The sequence below is a fragment of the Chromohalobacter canadensis genome (assembly GCF_034479555.1).
Lineage (GTDB): Bacteria > Pseudomonadota > Gammaproteobacteria > Pseudomonadales > Halomonadaceae > Chromohalobacter > Chromohalobacter canadensis.
This window is the reverse complement of record NZ_CP140151.1, coordinates 932,344-953,040: the sequence shown is the minus strand read 5'-3', so window position 1 is coordinate 953,040 and position 20,697 is coordinate 932,344. Positions and strand designations below refer to the sequence as shown.

General features: G+C 64.5%; 16 protein-coding genes. 3 read left to right on the top strand and 13 right to left on the bottom strand.

Annotated elements, in window-relative coordinates; genetic code table 11:
• Window positions 1-181: 181 nt before the first annotated feature.
• From SR908_RS04510 to SR908_RS04475, 8 genes are all read right to left on the bottom strand, one after another.
• Entirely contained in the window at window positions 182-1,435 is a 1,254-nt protein-coding gene (locus tag SR908_RS04510) for a molybdopterin molybdotransferase MoeA (protein WP_246919820.1), read from the bottom strand.
• Entirely contained in the window at window positions 1,432-2,025 is a 594-nt protein-coding gene (moaB, locus tag SR908_RS04505) for a molybdenum cofactor biosynthesis protein B (protein WP_246919831.1), read from the bottom strand. The genes SR908_RS04510 and moaB overlap by 4 nt, the downstream gene beginning before the upstream one ends.
• A gap of 65 nt (window positions 2,026-2,090) precedes the next feature.
• Window positions 2,091-2,906, bottom strand: coding sequence for a peptidylprolyl isomerase (locus SR908_RS04500; protein WP_246919842.1), 816 nt, complete (start codon window positions 2,904-2,906; stop codon window positions 2,091-2,093).
• A gap of 14 nt (window positions 2,907-2,920) precedes the next feature.
• Entirely contained in the window at window positions 2,921-3,598 is a 678-nt protein-coding gene (gene narI / locus SR908_RS04495; RefSeq protein WP_246919848.1) for a respiratory nitrate reductase subunit gamma, read from the bottom strand.
• A gap of 17 nt (window positions 3,599-3,615) precedes the next feature.
• On the bottom strand, window positions 3,616-4,353 hold the full coding sequence (narJ, locus tag SR908_RS04490) for a nitrate reductase molybdenum cofactor assembly chaperone (protein ID WP_246919869.1): 738 nt from the start codon (window positions 4,351-4,353) through the stop codon (window positions 3,616-3,618).
• Complete coding sequence (gene narH / locus SR908_RS04485) at window positions 4,346-5,974, bottom strand: nitrate reductase subunit beta (RefSeq protein ID WP_246895596.1); 1,629 nt, start codon at window positions 5,972-5,974, stop codon at window positions 4,346-4,348. The genes narJ and narH overlap by 8 nt, the downstream gene beginning before the upstream one ends.
• Window positions 5,975-6,377: 403 nt before the next feature.
• Entirely contained in the window at window positions 6,378-7,775 is a 1,398-nt protein-coding gene (locus SR908_RS04480) for a NarK family nitrate/nitrite MFS transporter (protein ID WP_281504715.1), read from the bottom strand.
• A gap of 68 nt (window positions 7,776-7,843) precedes the next feature.
• The gene (locus SR908_RS04475; protein WP_246919872.1) at window positions 7,844-9,196 is read right to left on the bottom strand and encodes an MFS transporter; all 1,353 of its coding nucleotides are present in this window, start codon (window positions 9,194-9,196) and stop codon (window positions 7,844-7,846) included.
• Between the two features lie 314 nt (window positions 9,197-9,510).
• Between SR908_RS04475 and SR908_RS04470 the strand changes: the two genes are divergently transcribed.
• Window positions 9,511-11,346, top strand: coding sequence for a type IV pili methyl-accepting chemotaxis transducer N-terminal domain-containing protein (locus SR908_RS04470; protein ID WP_246919881.1), 1,836 nt, complete (start codon window positions 9,511-9,513; stop codon window positions 11,344-11,346).
• Window positions 11,343-11,984 (top strand): two-component system response regulator NarL, encoded by a 642-nt coding sequence (gene narL, locus SR908_RS04465; RefSeq protein WP_246919884.1) that lies wholly within the window; start codon window positions 11,343-11,345, stop codon window positions 11,982-11,984. Before SR908_RS04470 ends, narL begins: the two co-directional genes overlap by 4 nt.
• A 6-nt stretch (window positions 11,985-11,990) precedes the next feature.
• Here narL and SR908_RS04460 read toward each other — a convergent pair whose 3' ends face one another.
• The 3 genes from SR908_RS04460 to SR908_RS04450 form a co-directional block, all read right to left on the bottom strand.
• Window positions 11,991-12,206: a hypervirulence associated TUDOR domain-containing protein gene (locus SR908_RS04460; RefSeq protein ID WP_246919887.1), complete on the bottom strand. Its 216-nt coding sequence runs from the start codon at window positions 12,204-12,206 to the stop codon at window positions 11,991-11,993.
• A gap of 58 nt (window positions 12,207-12,264) precedes the next feature.
• Window positions 12,265-12,669, bottom strand: a complete 405-nt coding sequence (locus SR908_RS04455; protein ID WP_246919891.1) for a ribonucleotide reductase subunit alpha — start codon at window positions 12,667-12,669, stop codon at window positions 12,265-12,267.
• Window positions 12,670-12,868: 199 nt separating this feature from the next.
• Window positions 12,869-13,189, bottom strand: a complete 321-nt coding sequence (locus tag SR908_RS04450) for a carboxymuconolactone decarboxylase family protein (RefSeq protein WP_075368167.1) — start codon at window positions 13,187-13,189, stop codon at window positions 12,869-12,871.
• 318 nt (window positions 13,190-13,507) lie between these two features.
• Between SR908_RS04450 and SR908_RS04445 the strand changes: the two genes are divergently transcribed.
• The gene (locus SR908_RS04445; RefSeq protein WP_246919894.1) at window positions 13,508-15,169 is read left to right on the top strand and encodes a Na+/H+ antiporter; all 1,662 of its coding nucleotides are present in this window, start codon (window positions 13,508-13,510) and stop codon (window positions 15,167-15,169) included.
• A gap of 85 nt (window positions 15,170-15,254) precedes the next feature.
• Here the strand turns inward: SR908_RS04445 and hmpA are convergent, their stop codons facing one another.
• On the bottom strand, window positions 15,255-16,439 hold the full coding sequence (gene hmpA / locus SR908_RS04440; RefSeq protein ID WP_246919904.1) for an NO-inducible flavohemoprotein: 1,185 nt from the start codon (window positions 16,437-16,439) through the stop codon (window positions 15,255-15,257).
• Window positions 16,440-16,640: 201 nt separating this feature from the next.
• Window positions 16,641-20,408, bottom strand: a complete 3,768-nt coding sequence (locus SR908_RS04435; protein ID WP_246919907.1) for a nitrate reductase subunit alpha — start codon at window positions 20,406-20,408, stop codon at window positions 16,641-16,643.
• Window positions 20,409-20,697 lie beyond the last annotated feature (289 nt).

Below are 20,697 nucleotides of genomic sequence, written 5' to 3'. Positions count from 1 at the left end.
GTCGTGCATCGAACATAGTTTGCTTTGGTCGAGGATGACTGATGGCGCTCGACGAGGCCACGGCAGTCTTCATGGTTCAGGCTGTCCCAGCAACGGCTAACGCCGATCGCCAGGACGTGGGGACGGCGCAGCGGATCGTTCCAGGTGGCCGTCGTCGGTGGCACGCAACAGCCGCACGGCGTCAGATGGCGAATTGTGCAATGGGCAGGAATGCATAGTCGCTCCCCTCCATCACCGGCATGTCGCCGGGCACCATGAGATAACCGTCCGCCTGACAGGCTGCGCCGAGCATGGCCGATCCCTGGCCGCCGGCCAGCCGGGCCATGGGTTCGAGTTCGGCATGATCGAGAACGACGCGCAGCAACTCGCGGCGCCCGTGGGTGGCGCGACGGCTGAACCCCGCCTTGACGGAAAACTGCTGAAGCGGGCGCGGACGCCGGCCCTGGCAGGCCTGTACGAAGACCTGTCCCAGCACCTGCCAGGTCACCAGTGCCGCGACCGGGTTGCCGGGCAGACCGAGCAGCGGCACGTTGCCGTCGGCCCCATGGAGACGGCCGAAGGCGAAGGGCTTGCCGGGCTTCATCGCAACACCGTGGAAAATCAGCTCGCCGAGCTCGGCGAGCACCGGGCGAACGTGGTCCTCCTCGCCGGCCGAGACGCCACCGGTACAGATCACCACGTCGGCACGGTCACGCGCCTGGCATAGTGCCTCGCGCAGCGCGGCGGCGGTATCGGCAACGATGCCCAGGTCGACGACGGTGCAGTCCTGCTGCTGGAGCAGGGCGTCGAGCATGACGCGGTTGCTGTTGTAGAGCTGGCCCGAGGCCAGGGGCATGCCCGGCTCGACCAGCTCGTCGCCGGTGGAGATCAGCGCCACCCTGAGGCGGGCGAAGACTTCGACCTCAACGATGCCCTGGCTGGCCAGCAATGACAGGCCGGCGGCGTCGAGGCGCTGGCCGGCGGGCAACAGCGGCGCGCCTGCGAGGCACTCTTCGCCGCGTTGGCGGATATTGGCGCCGGGTAGTGCTTCGCCCTGGACATGCACGCGGCCCCAATCATCGATGTGGCAGCGTTCCTGCGGGACGACGCAGTCGGCGCCGGCCGGGAGCGGCGCGCCGGTGAAGATGCGTGCACAGCCGCCCTCGCCAAGTGGGGCCGGCGCGCAGCCCGCCGGAATGCGCTGGAGCACCGGCAGACCGTCGTGAGGGGCTGCGAGATCGGCAATGCGCAGCGCATAGCCATCCATGGCGCTGTTGTCGGCGCCGGGCATGGCTAGGCGGGCACTGATCGGCGCGGCGAGGATGCGCCCCAGCGCGGCATTGCGCGGGCAGCGTTCACGCGCTACCGGTGGATGCGCGGCGGCCAGCAGGCGTCGGCGGGCGTCTTCCAGATCGAGAAGGCCGGGAGTGAGGGTAGCGCAGCTGACGCAACTCATGCCGGCTTCTCCTCGACGCGCTCCGCGGCCACTGGCGTTGTGGCGGGTTGCCGACTGACACAGGGCGTGGCATCGGGGCGAACCATGGCGACGAAATTGCAGGGCCGGGTGCGGGCATCGAGCTGCGAGGCGAGGATGCCGTCCCAGGCGGTGGCACAGGCCTTGGGCGAGCCCGGCAGGGCGAACACCAGGGTGTGGTTGGCCACCCCGCCGATGGCCCGGGACTGGATCGTCGAGGCGCCGATATCGCCATGGGATATCTGCCGGAACAGCTCGCCGAAGCCGTCGATGGCCTTGTCGAACAGCGGCGCAAGCGTCTCGGGGGTGGTGTCGCGTGGCGTGAAGCCGGTGCCGCCATTGACCAGCACGGCATGGATGCCGTCGCGGGCGATCCACTCGGAAACCACCGCGCGGATACGGTAGATGTCGTCCGGCACGATGCGCCGCTCGCCCAGCCAGTGGCCGGCCGCGATGAGGTGTGCGCAGAGCAGGTCGCCGCTGCCGTCGCGGTCGAAGCCACGGGTGTCCGAGACTGTCAGCACCGCGATGTTGAGCGGCACGAAGGGCGCATCGGCGTGAATGTGGGCCATGGAATCCTCCTCGTCCACCCGTGGGTGGAGGCAATATGAAATTACGGAGCGCGTCTGTGAATGACTTACTGCATCAGTGCGCCGGTACTCTCGTCGTCCAATGCAACGCCGCTCACGCCCAGGCGCGCTTCCAGCGCCAGCAGGTAGTGACGCAGCGCGCGGCGTGTGGCCTGTTCGCGCAGGGTATGTCGGACCCGCTCGGCGGCTTCGGCGTAAGGCAGAGCACGGCCACCGTCGCGCTGGTCGACGCTGACCACATGCCAGCCATAGCGCGAGGCCAGCGGCCGGTCGTGCAATCCTTCGGGCAGACGTTGCAGGGCGCGGTCCAGCTCGGCCACGGTCTGCCCCGGCGTCAGCCAGCCCAGCTCGCCGCCGTCGTCCTTCGACGGGCAGGCGGAGTGGCGCTGGGCGAACTCGGTGAAACGCTCGGGCATCGACTGCAACTCGGCGATGAGCGTCCGGCCCAGACGGTACTGACGATCGCGGGCCTCGGCATCGTCCGGGGCGGCGGCCAGCAGAATATGGCGTACCGCCAGGCGCAGCGGTTCGCTGAAGCGCTCGGCGTTGGCCTCGAAGTAGCGTTGACAGTCGGTTTCGGCGGGCTCGGGTACCTCTAGTTCCGCGTCCAGCAGGGCGGCCAGGGCCGCCTCTTCGCCATCCTCGACGTCCCAGCCCAGCTCGTCGCAGCGCTGGCGCAGCAGCTCGCGCACGACCAGGGCGCGCGCCGCCTGCAATTGGGCTTCTTCCACGGTATCGGCCTGGTGGTACTGCATTTCCCGGGCAATCTCTTCGGCGGGTATGTTCACGTCGCCGACCCATACCGGTGGAATGGCCATCGCCTGAGCATTGGCGGGCAGGGTTTCGAGTGGAATCAGTTGCATGGGATTGTCCTCACTCACGCCTTGCGACGCACGATTTGATAACGGCGGCCAACGTAGCCCAGCGGTGCGCTCCATACGTGCACCAGGCGGGTGAACGGGAACACCAGCACGATGGTCAGGCCCAGCAGGATGTGCAGCTTGTAGACCAGCCCGATATCGGCCAGGTGCTCGGCGGCACCACCCTTGAAGAACACGATGGATTGCGCCCACTCGGCCAGCTCCAGCATCGCGCCGCCATCCAGATGCCCCATCGCCGGGATGATGGTCAACAGTCCCAGCGACACCTGGGCGACCAGCAGCGCTAGGATCACGATGTCGGCACGGCTGGAGGTGGCCCGCACGCGCGGGTTGGTCAGGCGGCGATGCAGCAGCATGGCGCCGCCGGTCAGGCACATCAGCCCGGCGATACCGCCGACGACGATGGCGATGATCTGCTTGCTGCCGGCGCTGATGAACGGGGCATAGACCCAGTGCGGGGTGAGCAGGCCGACCAGGTGGCCGAAGAAGATCACCAGGATACCGACGTGGAACAGGTTGCTGGCCAGGCGCATCTGGCGCTTGGAGAGCATCTGGCTGGAGCCGGTCTTCCAGGTGTACTGGCCATGGTCGAAGCGCAGCAGGGCGCCGGCCAGGAAAATGGTGCCCGCCACGTAGGGATACAGGCCGAACAGCAGTTCATTGAGATAGTTCATGACGGCAGACTCCTGACTCAGTGACCTAAAGTGGCGTCGACGACGGGCGGTACGATGCGGATCGGCATCTCGGCCTGGGACTGGCGCTTGAGTTCCGCCTGGCGACGGCCGGTGGCGGACTGCAGGGCACAATCCTCGTCGGAGGCGGCGTTGAAGCGCACGGCTTCCTCTTCCCACACCGCGTCGAGGGCGGCGGGGGTGTCGTCGCGCGCTTCCTTGCTGACCGCCTCGGCGTGCTCGTCGATGGCGGTATCGGCGCCGACCATGGCCAGCAGCGCGGTGGGCACTAGTGCATGGTCGGACTCGCGTTCCCGCAGGCGGGCGGCGAGCAGCGCCAGGATATGGGCGATATCGCTCAGCTGCTGGGCGATGTCGGCCTCGTCGCGGGTCGACAGGTACTCGAGGAACACCGGCAGGTAGTCCGGTAGTTCGCGAGCGCTGAGCTCGAAGCCGGCCTGGCGGTACTGTTCGAGCAGGTCGACCATGGCCTGGCCACGGTCGCGGGATTCGCCGTGGACGTGCTCGAACAGCAGCAGCGAGGTCGACCGGCCCTTGTCGAACAGCGCCACGTAGTCGGCCTGCAGATCGAGCAGGTCGCTGGTCGCGATACGCCCGATCCAGCCATGCAGCGCGGCGCGCTGGGGATGGCTCAGGTGGGCTTCGTCGGCGATGACGTTCTGCATCTCGGTGGCGGCCCGCTGCAATTCCTCGGTGGGGTAGTCGAGCAGACGGGCAAGTACGATCAGGCTACGCATTGGACTCTTCCTCCGGCGCGGGGCGTTTCGGGGCCGGTGTCGGCGTGTAGTGGTTGACGGCCTCTGTCGTGGCCAGAGCCGTGGGTTCGTCATCCGGGTGGGTCATTGGCTTGACCAGCATGGTGGTTTGCCTGCGCGCGCCGAACAGGCTGGCATCGCTGTCGCCGCCATGGCAGCCATTGCCGAACGAGAAGCCGCAGCCGCCGCGTTCGGGGAAGGCATCTCGGGCCTGCTCGCGATGGCTGGTGGGGATCACGAAGCGGTCTTCGTAATTGGCGATGGCCAGGTAGCGGTACATCTCCTCGACCTGGGCTTCGGTCAGGCCCACGGCGTCGAGCACCTCCTCGGCCCTGTGGCCGTCGACCTGCTGGGCACGTTTGTACAGACGCATCGCCATCAGGCGTTTGAGGGCGAGCACCACGGGCTCTTCCTCCCCGGCGGTGAGCAGGTTGGCGAGATAGCGTACCGGGATGCGCAGCGACTCGATGTCGGGCAGCACGCCGTCGCTTTCGATGTGTCCGGCCTCGGCGGCGGACTGGATCGGCGACAGCGGCGGCACGTACCACACCATCGGCAGGGTGCGGTACTCCGGATGCAGCGGCAGCGCCAGGCCCCAGTCCATGGCCAGCTTATAGACCGGCGAGGCCTGGGCGGCCTTGATCACGTTCTCTGGAATGCCGTCACGTTTGGCCTGGGCGATCACCTCGGGGTCGTTCGGGTCGAGGAAGATCTCGCGCTGGCGGTGGTAGAGGTCGCGCTCGTCGGGGGAAGACGCCACTTCCTGGATACGGTCGGCGTCGTACAGCAACACGCCGAGATAGCGGATGCGGCCCACGCAGGTCTCGGAGCAGACCGTCGGCATGCCGGACTCGATGCGCGGGTAGCAGAAGATGCACTTCTCGGACTTGCCGGTCTTCCAGTTGTAATAGATCTTCTTGTAGGGGCAGCCGGAGATGCACATGCGCCAGCCGCGGCACTTGTCTTGGTCGATCAGCACGATGCCGTCTTCCTCGCGCTTGTAGATCGCGCCACTCGGGCACGACGCCACGCACGTCGGGTTGAGGCAGTGCTCGCACAGGCGCGGCAGGTACATCATGAAGGTGTTCTCGAACTGGCCGTAGATGTCGGCCTGGACCTGCTCGAAGTTCTTGTCCTTGCGGCGCTTGGAAAACTCGGTGCCGAGGATCTCTTCCCAGTTGGGCCCCCATTCGATCTTGTTCATGCGCTGCCCGGTGATGGCGCTGCGCGGGCGCGCCACGGGCTGGTGCTTGCCTTCGCCGGCCTGATGCAGGTGCTGGTAGTCGAAGTCGAACGGCTCGTAGTAGTCGTCGATCTCGGGCAGGTCGGGGTTGGCGAACAGCTTGGCCAGTACCCGGTAGCGACCGCCGATGCGCGGCTGGATGGAGCCGTTCCTGTTGCGCAGCCAGCCGCCTTTCCACTTCTGCTGGTTCTCCCACTCCTTCGGGTAGCCGATGCCGGGCTTGGTCTCGACATTGTTGAACCAGGCGTACTCGACCCCCTCGCGGCTGGTCCAGACGTTCTTGCAGGTCACCGAGCAGGTGTGGCAGCCGATACACTTGTCGAGGTTGAGGACCATGCCCACCTGCGAGCGAATTTTCATATCACGGTCTCCGCAGTAGTTGTGTCTTCAACCAGTCGGCAGCGTGCATCAGGGCCGGGCGGTGTCCGCCGGTGCAAGCCGCTGCTCGATGTCCCTGGACCCGTTGAAGCGTTGTTTCGTCAGCCACTTTGGTCCTTTCGGTGAGGGAGGTTTTTGACTCGAATCAAGTCGCCGGGCCCACCGCCCGGTGCCGAGGCGTCGTGTACTCCCTTGGGGGTAGTCGCGTCGGCGTTGGCAAGCAATTGTTTTAAAATATTTTTTTTGCTCGGATTATGCCTTAGGAGGTAGCCGCGAAAAGAGGCAGGCTCTTTGGGGGTAGGGGCGCCGGAAGACCTACGACGGGCAACAATGAAGAGAGCCGGCAATAGCCGGCTCTCTTTCCAGTCGTGCGATCAGGGCGGTATCAGCAGGGTGTCTCGGCATTCCTGCGAGTGTAATAGAACCAGGTCAGGCCCATGCACAGCGCATAGAAGACGATGAAGCCGTAGAGTGCCGATTCCGCACCGCCGGTCAATGCGATGGAGCTGCCGAAGGTCTTGGGAATGAAGAAGGCACCGTAGGCGGCGATCGCCGAGGTAAAGCCGATGGTTGCCGCGGATTCCTTGTCGCCCTGCTGACGTTGTGCCGCGCTATCGAGGTTCGGCATCAGGCGCGCCACCTCCTGGCGGAAGATCTCGGGAATCATCTGGAAGGTGCTGGCGTTGCCTACTCCGGTAAAGAAGAACAGCAGCAGGAACATGGCGAAGAAGCCCCAGAACGCGCCCGGCTGGTCCTTGATGCCGAGGAAGAACAGTACCCCGGCGACACAAATGATCATCCCCGCGAACACCCACAGCGTGACCCGGGCACCGCCGAAGCGGTCCGAGACCCAGCCGGTGCCGGCACGCGACAGCGCCCCCACCAGCGGCCCCAAGAAGGCGAACTTGAGTACGTCGACCTCGGGGAACTGATTGGATGCCAGCAGCGGAAAGCCGGCGGAATAGCCGATGAAACTGCCGAATGTGCCGGTATAGAGCATGCACATCAGCCAGTTGTGCTTGCGCTTGAAGATGACCGACTGATCCTTGAACGAGGAGCGCGCGCTGGCGATGTCGTTCATGCCGAACCAGGCGGCCGCGGCGCCGAGCAGGATGAACGGCACCCAGATGAAGCCGGCGTTCTGCAACCACAGGCGCTGGCTATCCCCCAGCATCTGCGGCTCGCCGCCCAGCGCCCCGAAGACCCCGGCGGTGATCACCAGCGGCACCACGAACTGCATGACGCTGACCCCCAGGTTGCCCAGGCCGGCATTGAGCGCCAGGGCATTGCCTTTCTCGCGCTTGGGGTAGAAAAACGAGATGTTGGCCATGCTGGAGGCGAAGTTGCCGCCGCCGAAGCCGCACAGCAGTGCCACGATCAGCATCACCAGATAGGGGGTATCCGGGTTTTGCACCGCAAAGCCGATCCACAGCGCCGGCAGGGCCAGCGAAGCGGTCGAAAGCGCGGTAAAGCGTCGGCCGCCGACGATCGGCACCATGAAGCTGTAGAAGATGCGCAGCGTGGCACCTGACAGGCCCGGCAGCGCGGCCAGCCAGAACAACTGGTTGGAGGTATAGTCGAAACCCACCTGGGGCAGCTTGGCGACCACCACCGACCAGACCATCCATACGCAGAAGGCCAGCAGCAGACAGAAAATGGAGATCCACAGGTTGCGGGTGGCGATGGCCTTGCCGACGCTCTCCCAGGAGTCGGTATCCTCGGGGCGCCAGTCGGTGAGCACCCGCGGGTGCTCACCTTTGTGTAACGTGTTGTCCATGGACATGCTCGTTATCTCCTGATGGTTGCTTGTGGCGACCGGGGCCCGGCGCCCCGGTTGCACCGTTTTCGTGGTTAGGGTCGGGCATCCGTCTCCCCGGTCTTGCGGCGGTTTCCGTCCGTCGAGTCCTGAACTTCCGGCAGGTACCGGTAGCGCTCCTCCGAGAGCTCGGGGATGTGCCGGCGCTCCATGCGTCGGATCGCCACGTGCATCCAGACCAGGGAAACGGCAACGAGCACGAACATCACCATGTAAGAGGTGGTCCAGACGCCGGTGAGGTCGAGCACGATTCCAAAGGTGATGGGCAGGAAAAAGCCGCCCAGGCCGCCGATCATGCCCACCAGGCCGCCGACGGAGCCGACGTTATTCGGGTAGTAGACGGGGATGTGCTTGTAGACGGCCGCCTTGCCCAGGGACATGAAGAAACCGAGCAGCACCGTCAGCACTACCACGCCCCATAGCGGCATCGCCAAGCTGAACTCGATCAAGCCTTCCTTGCCCTGAACGGCGTATCGAGTCTCCGGGTAGGCGAGCAGGAACAGGCATACCAGCGAGACGATGAAGGTCAGATACATGACCGCGCGGGCACCGAAACGGTCGGAGAGGTAGCCGCCAAAGGCCCGGAACACGCTTGCCGGCAGCGAATACAGTGCCGTGAGAGTGCCGGCGACCGCGATGCTCACATCGTAGGCGCCGACGTAGTAGCGTGGCAGGTAGGAGGCGAGGGCGACGAAGCCGCCAAACACGAAGAAGTAGTAGAGCGCGAAGCGCCATACCTGGGGATGACGCAAAGGCTCGAGTTGGGTAAGCGCGGAGGTGCCACGGGTGCCGGCGCGGCGACGGGCCATCGTCATCGGGTCTTCCTGGGCGAACACCCAGAACACCACCGCCATGATCGCCAGAACCACGGCGTAGATCACCGCAGTGCGTTCCCAGCCGAGGGCGATCAGCAAGAACGGGGCGCCGAAATTGGTGACCGCCGCGCCCACGTTGCCGGCGCCGAAGATTCCCAGCGCGGTGCCTTGGCGCTCTTCCTCGAACCAGTAGGAGGTGTAGGCAATCCCCACGATGAACGATCCGCCCGCCAGACCCACACCGAGGGCGGCGATCAGGAACATCCAGTAGGTCTCCACGTAGGAGAGCAGGAATACGCACACCGAGGTCACGAGCATGAGGATGCTGAATACCCGACGGCCACCGAGCTGTTCGGTCCAGATGCCGAGGAAGATCCGGCTGATGGAGCCGGTCAGCACAGGGGTCGCGACCAGGATGCCGAACTCCGTCTCGCTGAGGCCCAGATCCTGCTTGATCCTCACGCCGATAATCGAAAAAATCGTCCATACCGCAAAGCACACGGTGAACGCCAGGGTGCTCAGCGTCAGTGCCCGGTACTGATCGGGCCTCGTTACGCCTTCCAGGTTCTTCATGATGGCTTTCCTGTCACGAGTGAAATGATCGAGCGGGAGTCAGGGTGAGCACGGATGATTGGCTGGTTTGCCATGGCGGACCCTCCCGGTGGAACCTGAGGCAACCATAGGCATGGCGCGCGCGACCGTTATTGACTCGAATCAAGGGCGCTGGCGTGGCGAACGGAGTAGGCTAGCGAGGCTACTCCTTAGGAGGTAGGCGAGGGGGTCCTGGCAACCCCTTGTTTTATAAAATTCTTTTTGTGACTCGGGACTGCCTCGGGGGTCGCTTTAGCGGCAGCGAGGCATAGGTGGTAGTCCTGTTCGGAGCGCGCATGTCCCAATCCCTTACCCGTTCGCTGATCTTCCGGGCCGGCCTCGCCATGGCGGGGATCGTCGTGCTCGCCCTGACCAGCATGCTCGGGTCGATCATGATCGCCGAGACCGCCAGTGGCGATGCCGCGGCCATCAACCAGGCCGGTACTCTGCGCATGCAGGCCTACCGCTTGCTGAGTACGCGCCTGCAGGCCCCGGTGGATGACGAGGTGCTGCGCCAGCGGATCGAGCACTTCGATGCCGACCTGACCAGCCCGGTCATCACCGGATTGATTCCCGACGGTCCGCAGCATCCTCTGACCCAGCGCTACGTCGGCGTGACCGAGATGTGGCAGGACATGCTGCGCCCGGCCCTGCTGGCCGCCGAGTCACGTCCATCTCGGGCTCTGATTGGCCAGACCGCCGAGTTCGTCGGCGAGGTGGATCGCCTGGTCGGCCAGTTGCAGCAGGGCGCCGAGTCGCGGATCCGGATGCTGCATCTGCTTCAGGGCATCGTTCTGTTCCTGACCCTGATCCTGGTGCTGGGGACCATGTACAAGCTGGTCAATGATGTGATGCCGCCGCTGCGCGAGCTGTTCCACGTGGTCAATCGGGTGCGTCACGGCGACTTCACGGGGCGTGTGGCTTATGAGGGCAACGATGAACTGGGTCTGATCTCGCGCACCCTCAATCAGATGAACGAAAGCCTGTCGCGGATGTATGCGGAACTCGAGCAGCGGGTGGAAGCCAAGACGGCCGAACTCAAGCGCAGCAACGAGTCGTTGCGGCTGCTCTACGAGGCCGCACGGCAGCTCAACAGCTCGACCCCCGGCAGCGAGGATTTCTGCGATGTGCTCGATCACCTGGAACGGGTCACGGGACTCGGCCCGATCACCCTGTGCCTGTCGCAGGGCGAGGCCGAACGTGCCTATCAGCGTATTTCCACCCAACTGGGCGATCGCCCCGATTTCTGCCGGGCGCCGGATTGCGGCCCCTGCCTGAGTGGCGAGCGGGTGCCGCCGCGGGTACGCCCGGTGGTGGTCAGCGAGTCCGACCGCCGCTATGGCGTGCTGTTGATTCAGCACCCGGCGGGGGCCTCTCCGCTGCGCTGGCAGATGGATCTGGTCGAGACCGTGGCGGGGCTGATCGCCACGGCGCTCTCGCTGGCTCAGAACAATGACGAGCAGCGTCGCCTGGCGTTGATGGACGAACGTGCGGTGATCGCCCGGGAGCTGCACGACTCGTTGGCCCAGTCGCTCTCGTATCTGAAGATCCAGGTGGCGCGCCTGCAGATGCTGATTCGTCAGCAGAGTTCGTCAGCCGATCAGGATGCGGTCATCGACGAACTGCGCGAGGGACTGAACTCGGCCTACCGACAGCTGCGCGAGCTGCTCAACACCTTCCGCCTGAAGATGACCGAGCCGGGGCTCGAGGCCGCGCTCAACGAGACGGTGCGTGAATTCGCCCAGCGCACTGAGCTGAAAATCCTGCTCGAATACGAGCTGCGGCACTGTCCGCTGACCCCCAACGAGGAGATTCATGTGCTGCAGATCGTGCGCGAGGCGCTCTCCAACGTGGTTCATCACGCCAGGGCCGAAAACTGCGATATTCACTTGCAGACTACCGACTCGGGGCAGGTCAGGGTGTCTATCCGCGACGACGGGGTGGGCTTGCCCGAGCAGCACGCGCGGCTCAACCACTATGGCACCACGATCATGGACGAGCGTGCCACCGGCCTGGGCGGCGCGCTCGAAATGCACAATCGCGCCGAGGGCGGAACGGAAGTGGTACTGCGTTTTATCCCGCAGGTCACCGCCGGGAGCGAATCGGTCAATCTGCTGGGAGGGACTCAATGAGCGAAACACGCATCCTGATCGTCGACGACCATCCGCTGTTCCGGCGCGGCGTGCGCCAGCTGGTCGAGATGGATCCGGACATGACCATCGCCGGCGAGGCATCCAACGGCGCCGAAGCCGTCGAGGCCGCCGGCACGCTCGAGCTTGACCTGATCCTGATGGATCTGAACATGGCCAGGATGGACGGGCTGGAGGCCCTGCGTCAGATTCGCAGCAACGGCGTCGATACGCGCCTCGTGATGCTCACGGTGTCCGATGCCGACGACGATGTGGTCGCCGCGCTGCGCGCCGGTGCCGACGGTTACCTTCTCAAGGACATGGAGCCCGAGGACCTGCTGGCGCGTATCAAGGAGGCCGCCGAGGGCAAGCTGGTGATCAGTCCGCAGCTCGCCGCCATCCTGGCGGGCATCGTCAGCGGCGGCCGCGCCGCACCCGTCGATGCGTTGTCGTCGCTCACCTCGCGCGAACTGGATATCCTGCGGACACTGGCCCGCGGCATGAGCAACAAGATGATCGCGCGGCGGCTCGATATCACCGAGGGCACGGTGAAGGTTCACGTCAAGAACCTGCTCAAGAAACTCGGCCTGCGTTCGCGGGTGGAGGCGGCGGTGTGGGCGGTCAATCATGGGGTCTCGTAAGAACCGCTACTCGTCGATCTTGCTCAGTGCCGAGTCCTTGTGCATGGCGATGTGATCGGTCTTGTCGCTCTGGATCTCGTACTGCGGTTCGTCCTCGCTGGCGCGGCGCCGGTGCCCCTTGTATTCGGTATCGCGGGTGTGAACGCGGATGATCCGTCCGCTGACATGGCCCGCTTCCGAGTTCCAGCGGACGTGATCGCCGACCTTGAAACGCTTGGCCATAGGGCCCCCGTTGCATGGATTGATGAAATGACAGTATCCCGCGTGGATCGCTGTCGGCCTACTGAATATCGACGCTATCGCCCTGGCGGTCGAACGCCAGGAAGTTATCGATGCTGCCCATCTGCAGGGCCTCGACCATGCGCTGAAGGGGACGTTCGGCCTCTTCGCTGGTCGGCGGGTTCGTTCCATCGCCGGCCAGGGCGGCGACGAAGACGATATCCCAGGTCACCCCGGTGCGTTGGGATTCCACGACCAGTGATTCCATGTCGCTCAGTTCATCCAGTGTCTTGTCGACGCACAGGGCCGGTGTCAGCACGCCGCCTTCGCCCTGTTCGAAGCGTTCTTGCTGCTGCGTGTCGGGATTGTCGGGCAGTTCGGCCCTGGCGAAGACGAACAGCAGGCGCTGGGGCTCGGGCTGGCGGTGCGCTTCGCTGAGAAGCTCGGCGTAGTTGGCGATGGCCATGTAGCTTTCCTCGAGAGAATTTGGGGCTGGCAGCGCACCGTGAAAGTGCTCGAAGCAGCATTCTGGCGGGCACTGTGCGGCTTTCAGGAAGATGAGGGATTGACTCGAGTCAACCGGCGGCCCGACGGGCGGCACGCGCAACCTCTTGGCACGCCCCGGCGGCTTTCATTGCGGCCAGGGGCGCGCATGAATCGCCTGGCTACGCCGGATCGGTGATGTCCTCGATCCAGGTCAGCGCTGCCACGGCCTGGGGGAAGCCCAGGGTGGGAATCGAGAGCAGGGCGACCTGCTTGAGCGCCTCGGGAGGCACCGACTCTTCCAATCCCCGGCGCGCATGAGAGTGCACGGCGCCTTCGGATCCCGCGCCAATGGCCAGGGCCAGCTTGACGAGCCGGGTCGTCGTCGCGTCAAGCGGGCCGGCCTCGGCACAGGCCTTGCCCAGTTCAGCGTAGGCCTTCCAGATCTGCGGGTGGCGCTTGGCCACGGCACCTGCTTCCGAGGGTAACTGCTGTTCATCCATGGTGTAGGCTCCCGGTCGTTTCCTGAATAGTGGCTAGTCGCATGGTTCGCGCCTACAGCATAGCGTTTACCGTTCGACACGCGAAACAGGCCCACATTGACCGGTCCGGCTCATGGCCTTGATGACTTCAATCAATGTCGGGTGAATATCCGACGTTACCGCGTAACAGAACACTGTTTTAGGAGTAAGATATGCAGCAATTCCCCGGCGCGACACTTATGCGCGACAAGAGACACCAGGGCAACGACGCCGAGCGTGGTTCTTTTGGGGTATTGCCAAAGGGTTGCAGAGATGCCGCATGGCAGTCGATAGCTATTGGTGAAAGACTTTCTTAGTGACCTATCCGGCCCTGCCAACACCATGGACATACTCAACCTCGTTTTTCTGCTTACCCTGGCCGTCGGCATCAGTCGAATACTGGCCAACATCATCCCCTTGCCCCTGCCCATCTTGCAGATCCTGATGGGCTGCCTGCTGGCTTCACCGCTTTTCGGGATGGAAGTCGAGCTGGACCCGGAAATCTTCATGATGCTGTTCATTCCACCGTTGCTGTTCTACGACGGCTGGAAGATTCCCAAGAAGGAATTCACCGAGCACGGTGGACAGATTGCCGCCATGTCGCTGCTGCTGGTACTGGTCACTGTGGTGGCGGTCGGTTACTTCATCCACTGGCTGTTGCCTTCGATTCCGCTGGCGGCCAGCTTCGCGCTAGCCGCCATCCTGTCGCCCACCGATGCGCTGTCGGTGATCGCCATTGCCCAGGGGCGCCTGCCGCGCCATATGTCGCACCAGCTGGAAGGCGAGGCGATGATGAACGACGCCACGGGGCTGGTCTCGTTCAAGATCGCCATCGCGGCCGCCATGACCGGCGGCTTCTCGTTGCTCTCCGTGTCCGGCGAGTTCCTGATGGTCGCGCTGGGCGGTCTACTGATCGGCGGCACGCTGAGCTGGACGGTCGGCAAGATCAAGCAGTGGATGACCGCACGCAACCTCTACGATCCGGCCACCTACGTGGTCACGATCCTGCTGCTGCCGTTCGCGGCGTTCTACCTCGCCGAACATGCCGGCATGTCGGGTATTCTCTCGGCGGTGGCCGCGGGCATGGTGCAGAGTCGTGTCGACATGCTGCCGGTGAAGACCAGCACCCGCATCCTCAATCGCAGCATCTGGGAAATGCTCGACTTCACCTTCAACGGCGTGGTGTTCCTGCTGCTCGGGTTGCAGTTCCCCGGCATCGTCGAGCGTGTGTGGGCGGATTCCGCCACGCAGAGCTACGCGATGGGTACGCTGGTGCTCTACGCCGTCGTGCTCATGGCGCTGCTGCTGGCGATCCGCTTTGCCTTCATCTATGCCTATCACTGGATCGAGACCCGCCTGTTCAAGCCGCGAGCCAAGGGCGGAGAGAACCAGCCGCTGCTGTTGATCACCACCCTCAGCTCGGTGGCCGGCGTGCGTGGGGCGATTACCCTCGCCGGCGTGCTTTCGGTGCCGTTGTTCATCAATGGCGTGTCTTTTCCCGGGCGCGACCTGATGATCTTTCTGGCGGCCGCGGTGATTATCCTGTCGTTGCTGATCGGCGCGCTGGGCATTCCCTACTTTTTGAGATTCCTGTCGCTGAACGACCTCGAGGAGCACGAACGCGAGTTGCTGAAGGCGCGGCGGAGCGCCTCCCAGGCCGCCGTCGACTGGCTGGAAGAGTGGTCAAAGGCACAATCGAGCGACGAACTCGAACCGAAAGGCTCGGTGACGGCCCGGATCATCGATTCCTATCGTCAGGAAATGCAGGCGATGGCGATGGATCGTGACGATCGGGCCGACCAGGCGCGTCAGCTTCACCAACTGGAAACGGATTTGCGCATCCGAGCCATTCAGGCCCAGCGCCGGGAGTTATATCGATTGCGCAAGCGGCGGCATATCGATGAACAGATGCTGCAGACCCTGATTCGCGAACTGGATTACGAAGAGGCTGCGCTTCAGTAGACATGAAAAAGCCAGTCGCCGTGGCGACTGGCTTTTGCATCAGGATCGGCGGCCGTGTGTCGATGGCCGGCGAGGGGAGGGTGGCTCAAGCCGCATGAAGCGGGCGTGACGGCCCGAAGTGCTCGTAGTGACGCCGCTCGGCGGGCACGCCGAGCTCTTGCAGCGCCTCGTCGACCGCGGTCATGAAGCCCTGTGGACCGACGAAATAGCATTCGGGTGAGCCGTCGGGCAGGTGGCGCTCCAGCAACTCGCGGTTGACGCGGCCGATGTGGTCGGCCCGGCCGTCCCCTTCACCCCGTTCGTAGAGGGTCACCGATGTCAATGTGCCGGGGTAGTCCTTCTTGGCCAGGGCATCCAGTTCATCGGCGAAGGCATGCTGTTCGCGCTCCTGGGCGGCATGCACATAAACGACCTGGCGCCCCTGCTCGAGCGCGCGGCACGCCATGGGCAACATGGGGGTCTGGCCGACACCGCCGCTGATCAGCATCACCGGGGAGGTGGTCTCGTCGAGGATCAGCTGTCCCGATGGCTGAAGAAGTTCCAGCTCGTCGCCGACATCCAGCGTGTCGTGGAAATGCTGGCTGACTTTGCCGCCGGGTTCGCGCTTTATCGAGAGACGATAGCTTTCCCCGTTGGGAATGCCGGACAGGCTGTAGTGGCGATGAACCGTTTCGCCATCGATGGACAGCTTCAGGCCGATGAATTGCCCGGGCTGGTAATCGGCGACCGATCCGCCATCGACCGGTTTCAGCACGAACGAGCGAATCACCGCGCTTTCCTGGCGGGTCTCGGCAATACTAAAGCGCCGGGTGCCGCGCCAACCGCCGGGGCGCTCGGCGAATTCCCGGTAGCTGGCGTCCTCCAGCTCGATCAGCAGTGTCGCCAGTTCCTGGTAAAGGGCGCCCCAGGCATCCGCCACCTCGGGCGTGACCGCATCGCCCAGGACTTCCCCTATGGCGACCATCAGGCACTCGCCGACGATGGGATATTGATCGGGCTGTATTCCCAGCGACACATGCTTGCTGACCACCGTGGCCAGTGCCGTCCTGACCTTCTCGGGCTCCTTGCGCAGTTGCACGTAGGCCAGCACGGAGCTGGCGAGGGCCCTGGGCTGCCCGCCATCCGCCTGGTGAGTCTGATTGAAGAAGGGCGCTACCTCCGGGTAACGCTCGAACATCAGCGGATAGAATCGCCGGGTGATGGTGTCGAGGTGTTCCGCCACGACCGGGGCCGTGGCATCGATGATGCGTTCCTGTTCAGCTGTCAACATAGGGTAATTCCTCTCAAGCTTCCGGGCGCCTGGCGATCATCGGCCGGCCAGGCTGATGGTTCGTTTTATTGGACGAAGGCAGTTGAAATGACCGTTGCTGTCAAGCGGTGCGCTTACGTCGGCATCACGCTCGGGTGGTAAACCGTGGCGAACGGAATTGCCCCACTTCCATGGGGCAATTCGTTGGCGGGCGGGGAAGCTTCAGCCTTCCACTTTACTCTGCACGCTGTCGTTGCCTTCGCCGTCCAGCCAGTCGACATGGTGCATCTTGCGCACGATGACGAATTCGTCACGGTTGGAACCCACGGTGCCGTAGTAGTTGAAGCTGTAGGACAACTGGGCGTAGCCGCCGATCATGTGAGTCGGCTTGGGGCACACGCGGGTCACCGAGTTGTGGATGCCGCCGCGGGTGCCGGTCACTTCCGATCCGGGCACGTTCACGATGCGCTCCTGGGCGTGGTACATCATCGCCATGCCGTTCTTGACCCGCTGGCTGACCACCGCCCGGGCGGCGATCGCGCCGTTGGCGTTGTACAGCTCGATCCAGTCGTTGTCCTCCACGCCGATGGCGCGTGCGTCGTCTTCGGACAGCCAGACGATGGGGCCACCGCGCGACAGCGTCAGCATCAGCAGGTTGTCGCTGTAGGTGGAGTGAATGCCCCACTTCTGGTGCGGGGTGATCCAGTTCAGCGCGATCTCGGGGTTGCCGTTGCTCTTGTGCTCCGTGATGCCGGTCATCGCCTTGGTGTTGATCGGCGGGCGGTAGACCAGCAGGCTCTCGCCGAAGGCACGCATCCAGGGGTGATCCTGATAGAACTGCTGGCGGCCGGTCACGGTGCGCCACGGAATCAGTTCGTGGACATTGGTGTAACCCGCGTTGTACGACACGTGCTCGTCCTCGAGCCCCGACCAGGTGGGGCTGGAGATGATCTTGCGTGGCTGGGCGACGATGTCGCGAAAGCGGATCTTCTCCTCGTGCTTGGGCAGCGCCAGGTGGGCGTGCTCGCGGCCGGTGATCTTCGACAGCGCATTCCAGGCCTTGACCGCCACGTTGCCGTTGGTCTCGGGAGCCAGCGTCAGGATCATCTCGGCGGCATCGATGGCCGTCTCGATCCTGGGTCGGCCTTCGGCCGGGCCCTCGCTCTTGCGCTGGTTGAGCTTGCCGAGCAGCTCGACTTCGGGCTGGGTCTGCCAGCTGATGCCCTTGCCGCCGTTGCCCAGGGTGTCGAGCAGCGGGCCGACCGAGGTGAAGCGCTCATAGGTCGCCGGATAGTCACGCTGCACCGCGATCAGGTGCGGCAGGGTCTTGCCGGGAATCGGCTCGCATTCGCCTTTCTTCCAGTCCTTGACCTCGGCCTGGGCCAGTTCTGCCGGCGAGTCGTGCTGCATGGGCAGGGTGACGATGTCGGTCTCCTGGCCCAGGTGACCCTCGCAGACCCTGGAGAACTCCTTGGCGATGCCCTTGTAGATGTCCCAGTCGCTGCGCGCTTCCCAGGCCGGATCGGTGGCCGCGGTCAGCGGGTGGATGAACGGGTGCATGTCCGAGGTGTTGAGGTCGTCCTTCTCGTACCAGGTCGCCGTCGGCAGTACCACGTCGGAATAGAGACAGGTGGTGGACATGCGGAAGTCCAGGGTCACCAGCAGGTCGACCTTGCCCTCCGGCGCGTCCTCGTGCCAGGTGACTTCCTCGGGCAGCGTGCCGTCCGTGTCGCCCAGATCCTTGCCCTGCAGGCCATGCTTGGTACCCAGCAGGTACTTGAGCATGTACTCGTGGCCCTTGCCGGAGGAGCCGAGCAGGTTGGAGCGCCACACGAACAGGTTGCGCGGGAAGTTCTGCGGGCTGTCCGGGTCCTCGGCGGCGAAGCGCAGGTTGCCGCTCTTGAGCTGGGCGACCACATAGTCGGCCGGATCGACACCGGCGACGCGGGCGGCCTCGGCGAGCTGCAGCGGGTTGGTGTCGAGCTGCGGCGCGGAGGGCAGCCATCCCATGCGCTCGGCACGCACGTTGAAGTCGATCAGGCTGCCCGTGAAGTCCTCGCGACGTGCCATGGGCGAGAGCAGTTCACTGATCTCGAGCTTCTCGTAGCGCCACTGGCTGGAGTGGTTGTAGAAGAACGAGGTGCCGTTCATGTGACGCGGCGGACGCTGCCAGTCGAGGCCGAAGGCCAGCGGGGTCCAGCCGGTCTGCGGGCGCAGCTTCTCCTGGCCCACGTAGTGCGCCCAGCCGCCGCCGCTCTGGCCGATGCAGCCGCACAGGATCAGCATGTTGATCAGCCCGCGGTAGTTCATGTCCATGTGGTACCAGTGGTTCATCCCGGCACCGACGATGATCATGCTGCGGCCATGGGTCTTGTCGGCGGTGTCCGCGAACTCGCGCGCCAGGCGGATGGACTGCGCGGCGGGCACGCCGGTTATCCGCTCCTGCCAGGCGGGGGTGTAGGGACGCACCTGGTCGTAGGCGGTGGCGCCGTCGTCCTCGCCCTCGGCGCCCAGGCCGCGGTCGATGCCGTAGTTGGCAACCATCAGGTCGAACACGGTCACCGCCAGCACCTCGCGACCGTCGGCCAGCGCCAGGCGCTTGGCCGGCAGGTTGTGATAGAGCACGTCGTTGCCGGCGACATGATCGAAGTGTTCGTGGGCGATGCCGCCGAAGTAGGGGAAGCCGACCCTGGCGACGCTGTCATGGCTCTCGGCCAGCGACAGCTGCAGGGAGACCTCATTGCCCTCGGCGTCGAGCGGCTCGAGGTTCCAGCGGCCTTCGCCGCCTTCCTTCTCGCCCCAGCGGAAGCCGATGGAGCCGCGCGGTACCACCAGGCGATTGCCGGTCGCGTCCCAGGCCACGGTCTTCCAATCCGGGTTGTTGTCCTGGCCCAGGTTGGCGTCGAAGTCGCTGGCGCGCAGCTGCTTGCCGGGGGCGAAGCTGCCGTCCTCGCGCGCTTCCAGCTCGACCAGGAACGGCATGTCGGTATAGCGACGCACATAGTCGGTGAAGTAGGCGCTGGGCTTGGCGAGGTGGAATTCCTTGAGAATCACATGGCCCATGGCCATCGCCAGTGCCGCGTCGGTACCCTGCTTGGGGCTCAGCCACTCGTCGCACAGCTTGGCGACCTCGGCATAGTCCGGGGTGATGGCGACGGTCTTGGTGCCCTTGTAGCGCACCTCGGTGAAGAAGTGGGCATCGGGGGTGCGCGTCTGCGGAACGTTGGAGCCCCAGGCGATGATGTAGTTCGAGTTGTACCAGTCGGCGGACTCGGGCACGTCGGTCTGCTCGCCCCAGGTCATCGGCGAGGCCGGCGGCAGATCGCAGTACCAGTCGTAGAACGACAGGCACACCCCGCCGATCAGCGACAGGTAGCGCGCGCCGGCGGCATAGGAGACCATCGACATCGCCGGGATCGGCGAGAAGCCGATGATGCGGTCCGGGCCGTACTGCTTGGCGGTGTAGACGTTGGACGCCGCGATCAGGGTTTCCAGCTCGTCCCAGTCGGCCCTTACGAAGCCGCCCATGCCGCGAACCTTCTTGTACTGCGCGGTCTTCTCGGGGTTCTCGACGATGGAGGCCCAGGCCAGCACCGGATCGACGTGCTGGGCCAGCGCCTCGCGCCACAGCTTGATCAGGCGCTTGCGCACCAGCGGGTACTTGAGACGGTTGGCGCTGTAGAGGTACCAGGAATAGCTGGCGCCGCGCGGGCAGCCGCGCGGTTCGTGATTGGGCAGGTCGGGGCGGGTGCGCGGGTAGTCGGTCTGCTGGGTTTCCCAGGTGACCAGGCCGTTCTTGACATAGATCTTCCAGCTGCAGGAGCCGGTACAGTTCACCCCGTGGGTGGAGCGCACGACCTTGTCGTGCTGCCAGCGAGCGCGATAGCCGTCTTCCCAGTCGCGGGTTTCGTCGCGGGTCTCGCCATGGCCATTGGCAAATGCCTCACGGGGCTTGCCCAGATACTGCAGTCGGTCGAGAAAATGGCTCATTGTATCTTGCCCTCTATGGAGTCCGGTCAGGAGTCAGGGAGTCGTCTCGGTCACATCGCCGGGGCCAAGAGGTGTGGCTGCGCCAGCTGGCTTGCCATGGCGAACCTCCCATGCTTGAACTGCACCCACCATAAGGAGCCCGTGCGGGGTCGATTTTGATTTCAGTCAAGTTGCGCGGTGGGGTGCCATGGCGAGGGTAGCCTGGCTACTCCTTAGGAGGTAGTGAGGGGTAATGACCCAAGCTGCTGATTGATATGAATATTCGTGGCTCCTTTGCCGGTTCTGATCG

Excerpts from the sequence above, each read along its gene's own strand:
- SR908_RS04510 (WP_246919820.1), bottom strand. The coding sequence starts at position 1,435 with ATGAGTTGCGTCAGCTGCGCTACCCTCACTCCCGGCCTTCTCGATCTG.
- moaB (WP_246919831.1), bottom strand. The coding sequence starts at position 2,025 with ATGGCCCACATTCACGCCGATGCGCCCTTCGTGCCGCTCAACATCGCG.
- SR908_RS04500 (WP_246919842.1), bottom strand. The coding sequence starts at position 2,906 with ATGCAACTGATTCCACTCGAAACCCTGCCCGCCAATGCTCAGGCGATG.
- narI (WP_246919848.1), bottom strand. The coding sequence starts at position 3,598 with ATGAACTATCTCAATGAACTGCTGTTCGGCCTGTATCCCTACGTGGCG.
- narJ (WP_246919869.1), bottom strand. The coding sequence starts at position 4,353 with ATGCGTAGCCTGATCGTACTTGCCCGTCTGCTCGACTACCCCACCGAG.
- narH (WP_246895596.1), bottom strand. The coding sequence starts at position 5,974 with ATGAAAATTCGCTCGCAGGTGGGCATGGTCCTCAACCTCGACAAGTGT.
- SR908_RS04480 (WP_281504715.1), bottom strand. The coding sequence starts at position 7,775 with ATGTCCATGGACAACACGTTACACAAAGGTGAGCACCCGCGGGTGCTC.
- SR908_RS04475 (WP_246919872.1), bottom strand. The coding sequence starts at position 9,196 with ATGAAGAACCTGGAAGGCGTAACGAGGCCCGATCAGTACCGGGCACTG.
- SR908_RS04470 (WP_246919881.1), top strand. The coding sequence starts at position 9,511 with ATGTCCCAATCCCTTACCCGTTCGCTGATCTTCCGGGCCGGCCTCGCC.
- narL (WP_246919884.1), top strand. The coding sequence starts at position 11,343 with ATGAGCGAAACACGCATCCTGATCGTCGACGACCATCCGCTGTTCCGG.
- SR908_RS04460 (WP_246919887.1), bottom strand. The coding sequence starts at position 12,206 with ATGGCCAAGCGTTTCAAGGTCGGCGATCACGTCCGCTGGAACTCGGAA.
- SR908_RS04455 (WP_246919891.1), bottom strand. The coding sequence starts at position 12,669 with ATGGCCATCGCCAACTACGCCGAGCTTCTCAGCGAAGCGCACCGCCAG.
- SR908_RS04450 (WP_075368167.1), bottom strand. The coding sequence starts at position 13,189 with ATGGATGAACAGCAGTTACCCTCGGAAGCAGGTGCCGTGGCCAAGCGC.
- hmpA (WP_246919904.1), bottom strand. The coding sequence starts at position 16,439 with ATGTTGACAGCTGAACAGGAACGCATCATCGATGCCACGGCCCCGGTC.
- SR908_RS04435 (WP_246919907.1), bottom strand. The coding sequence starts at position 20,408 with ATGAGCCATTTTCTCGACCGACTGCAGTATCTGGGCAAGCCCCGTGAG.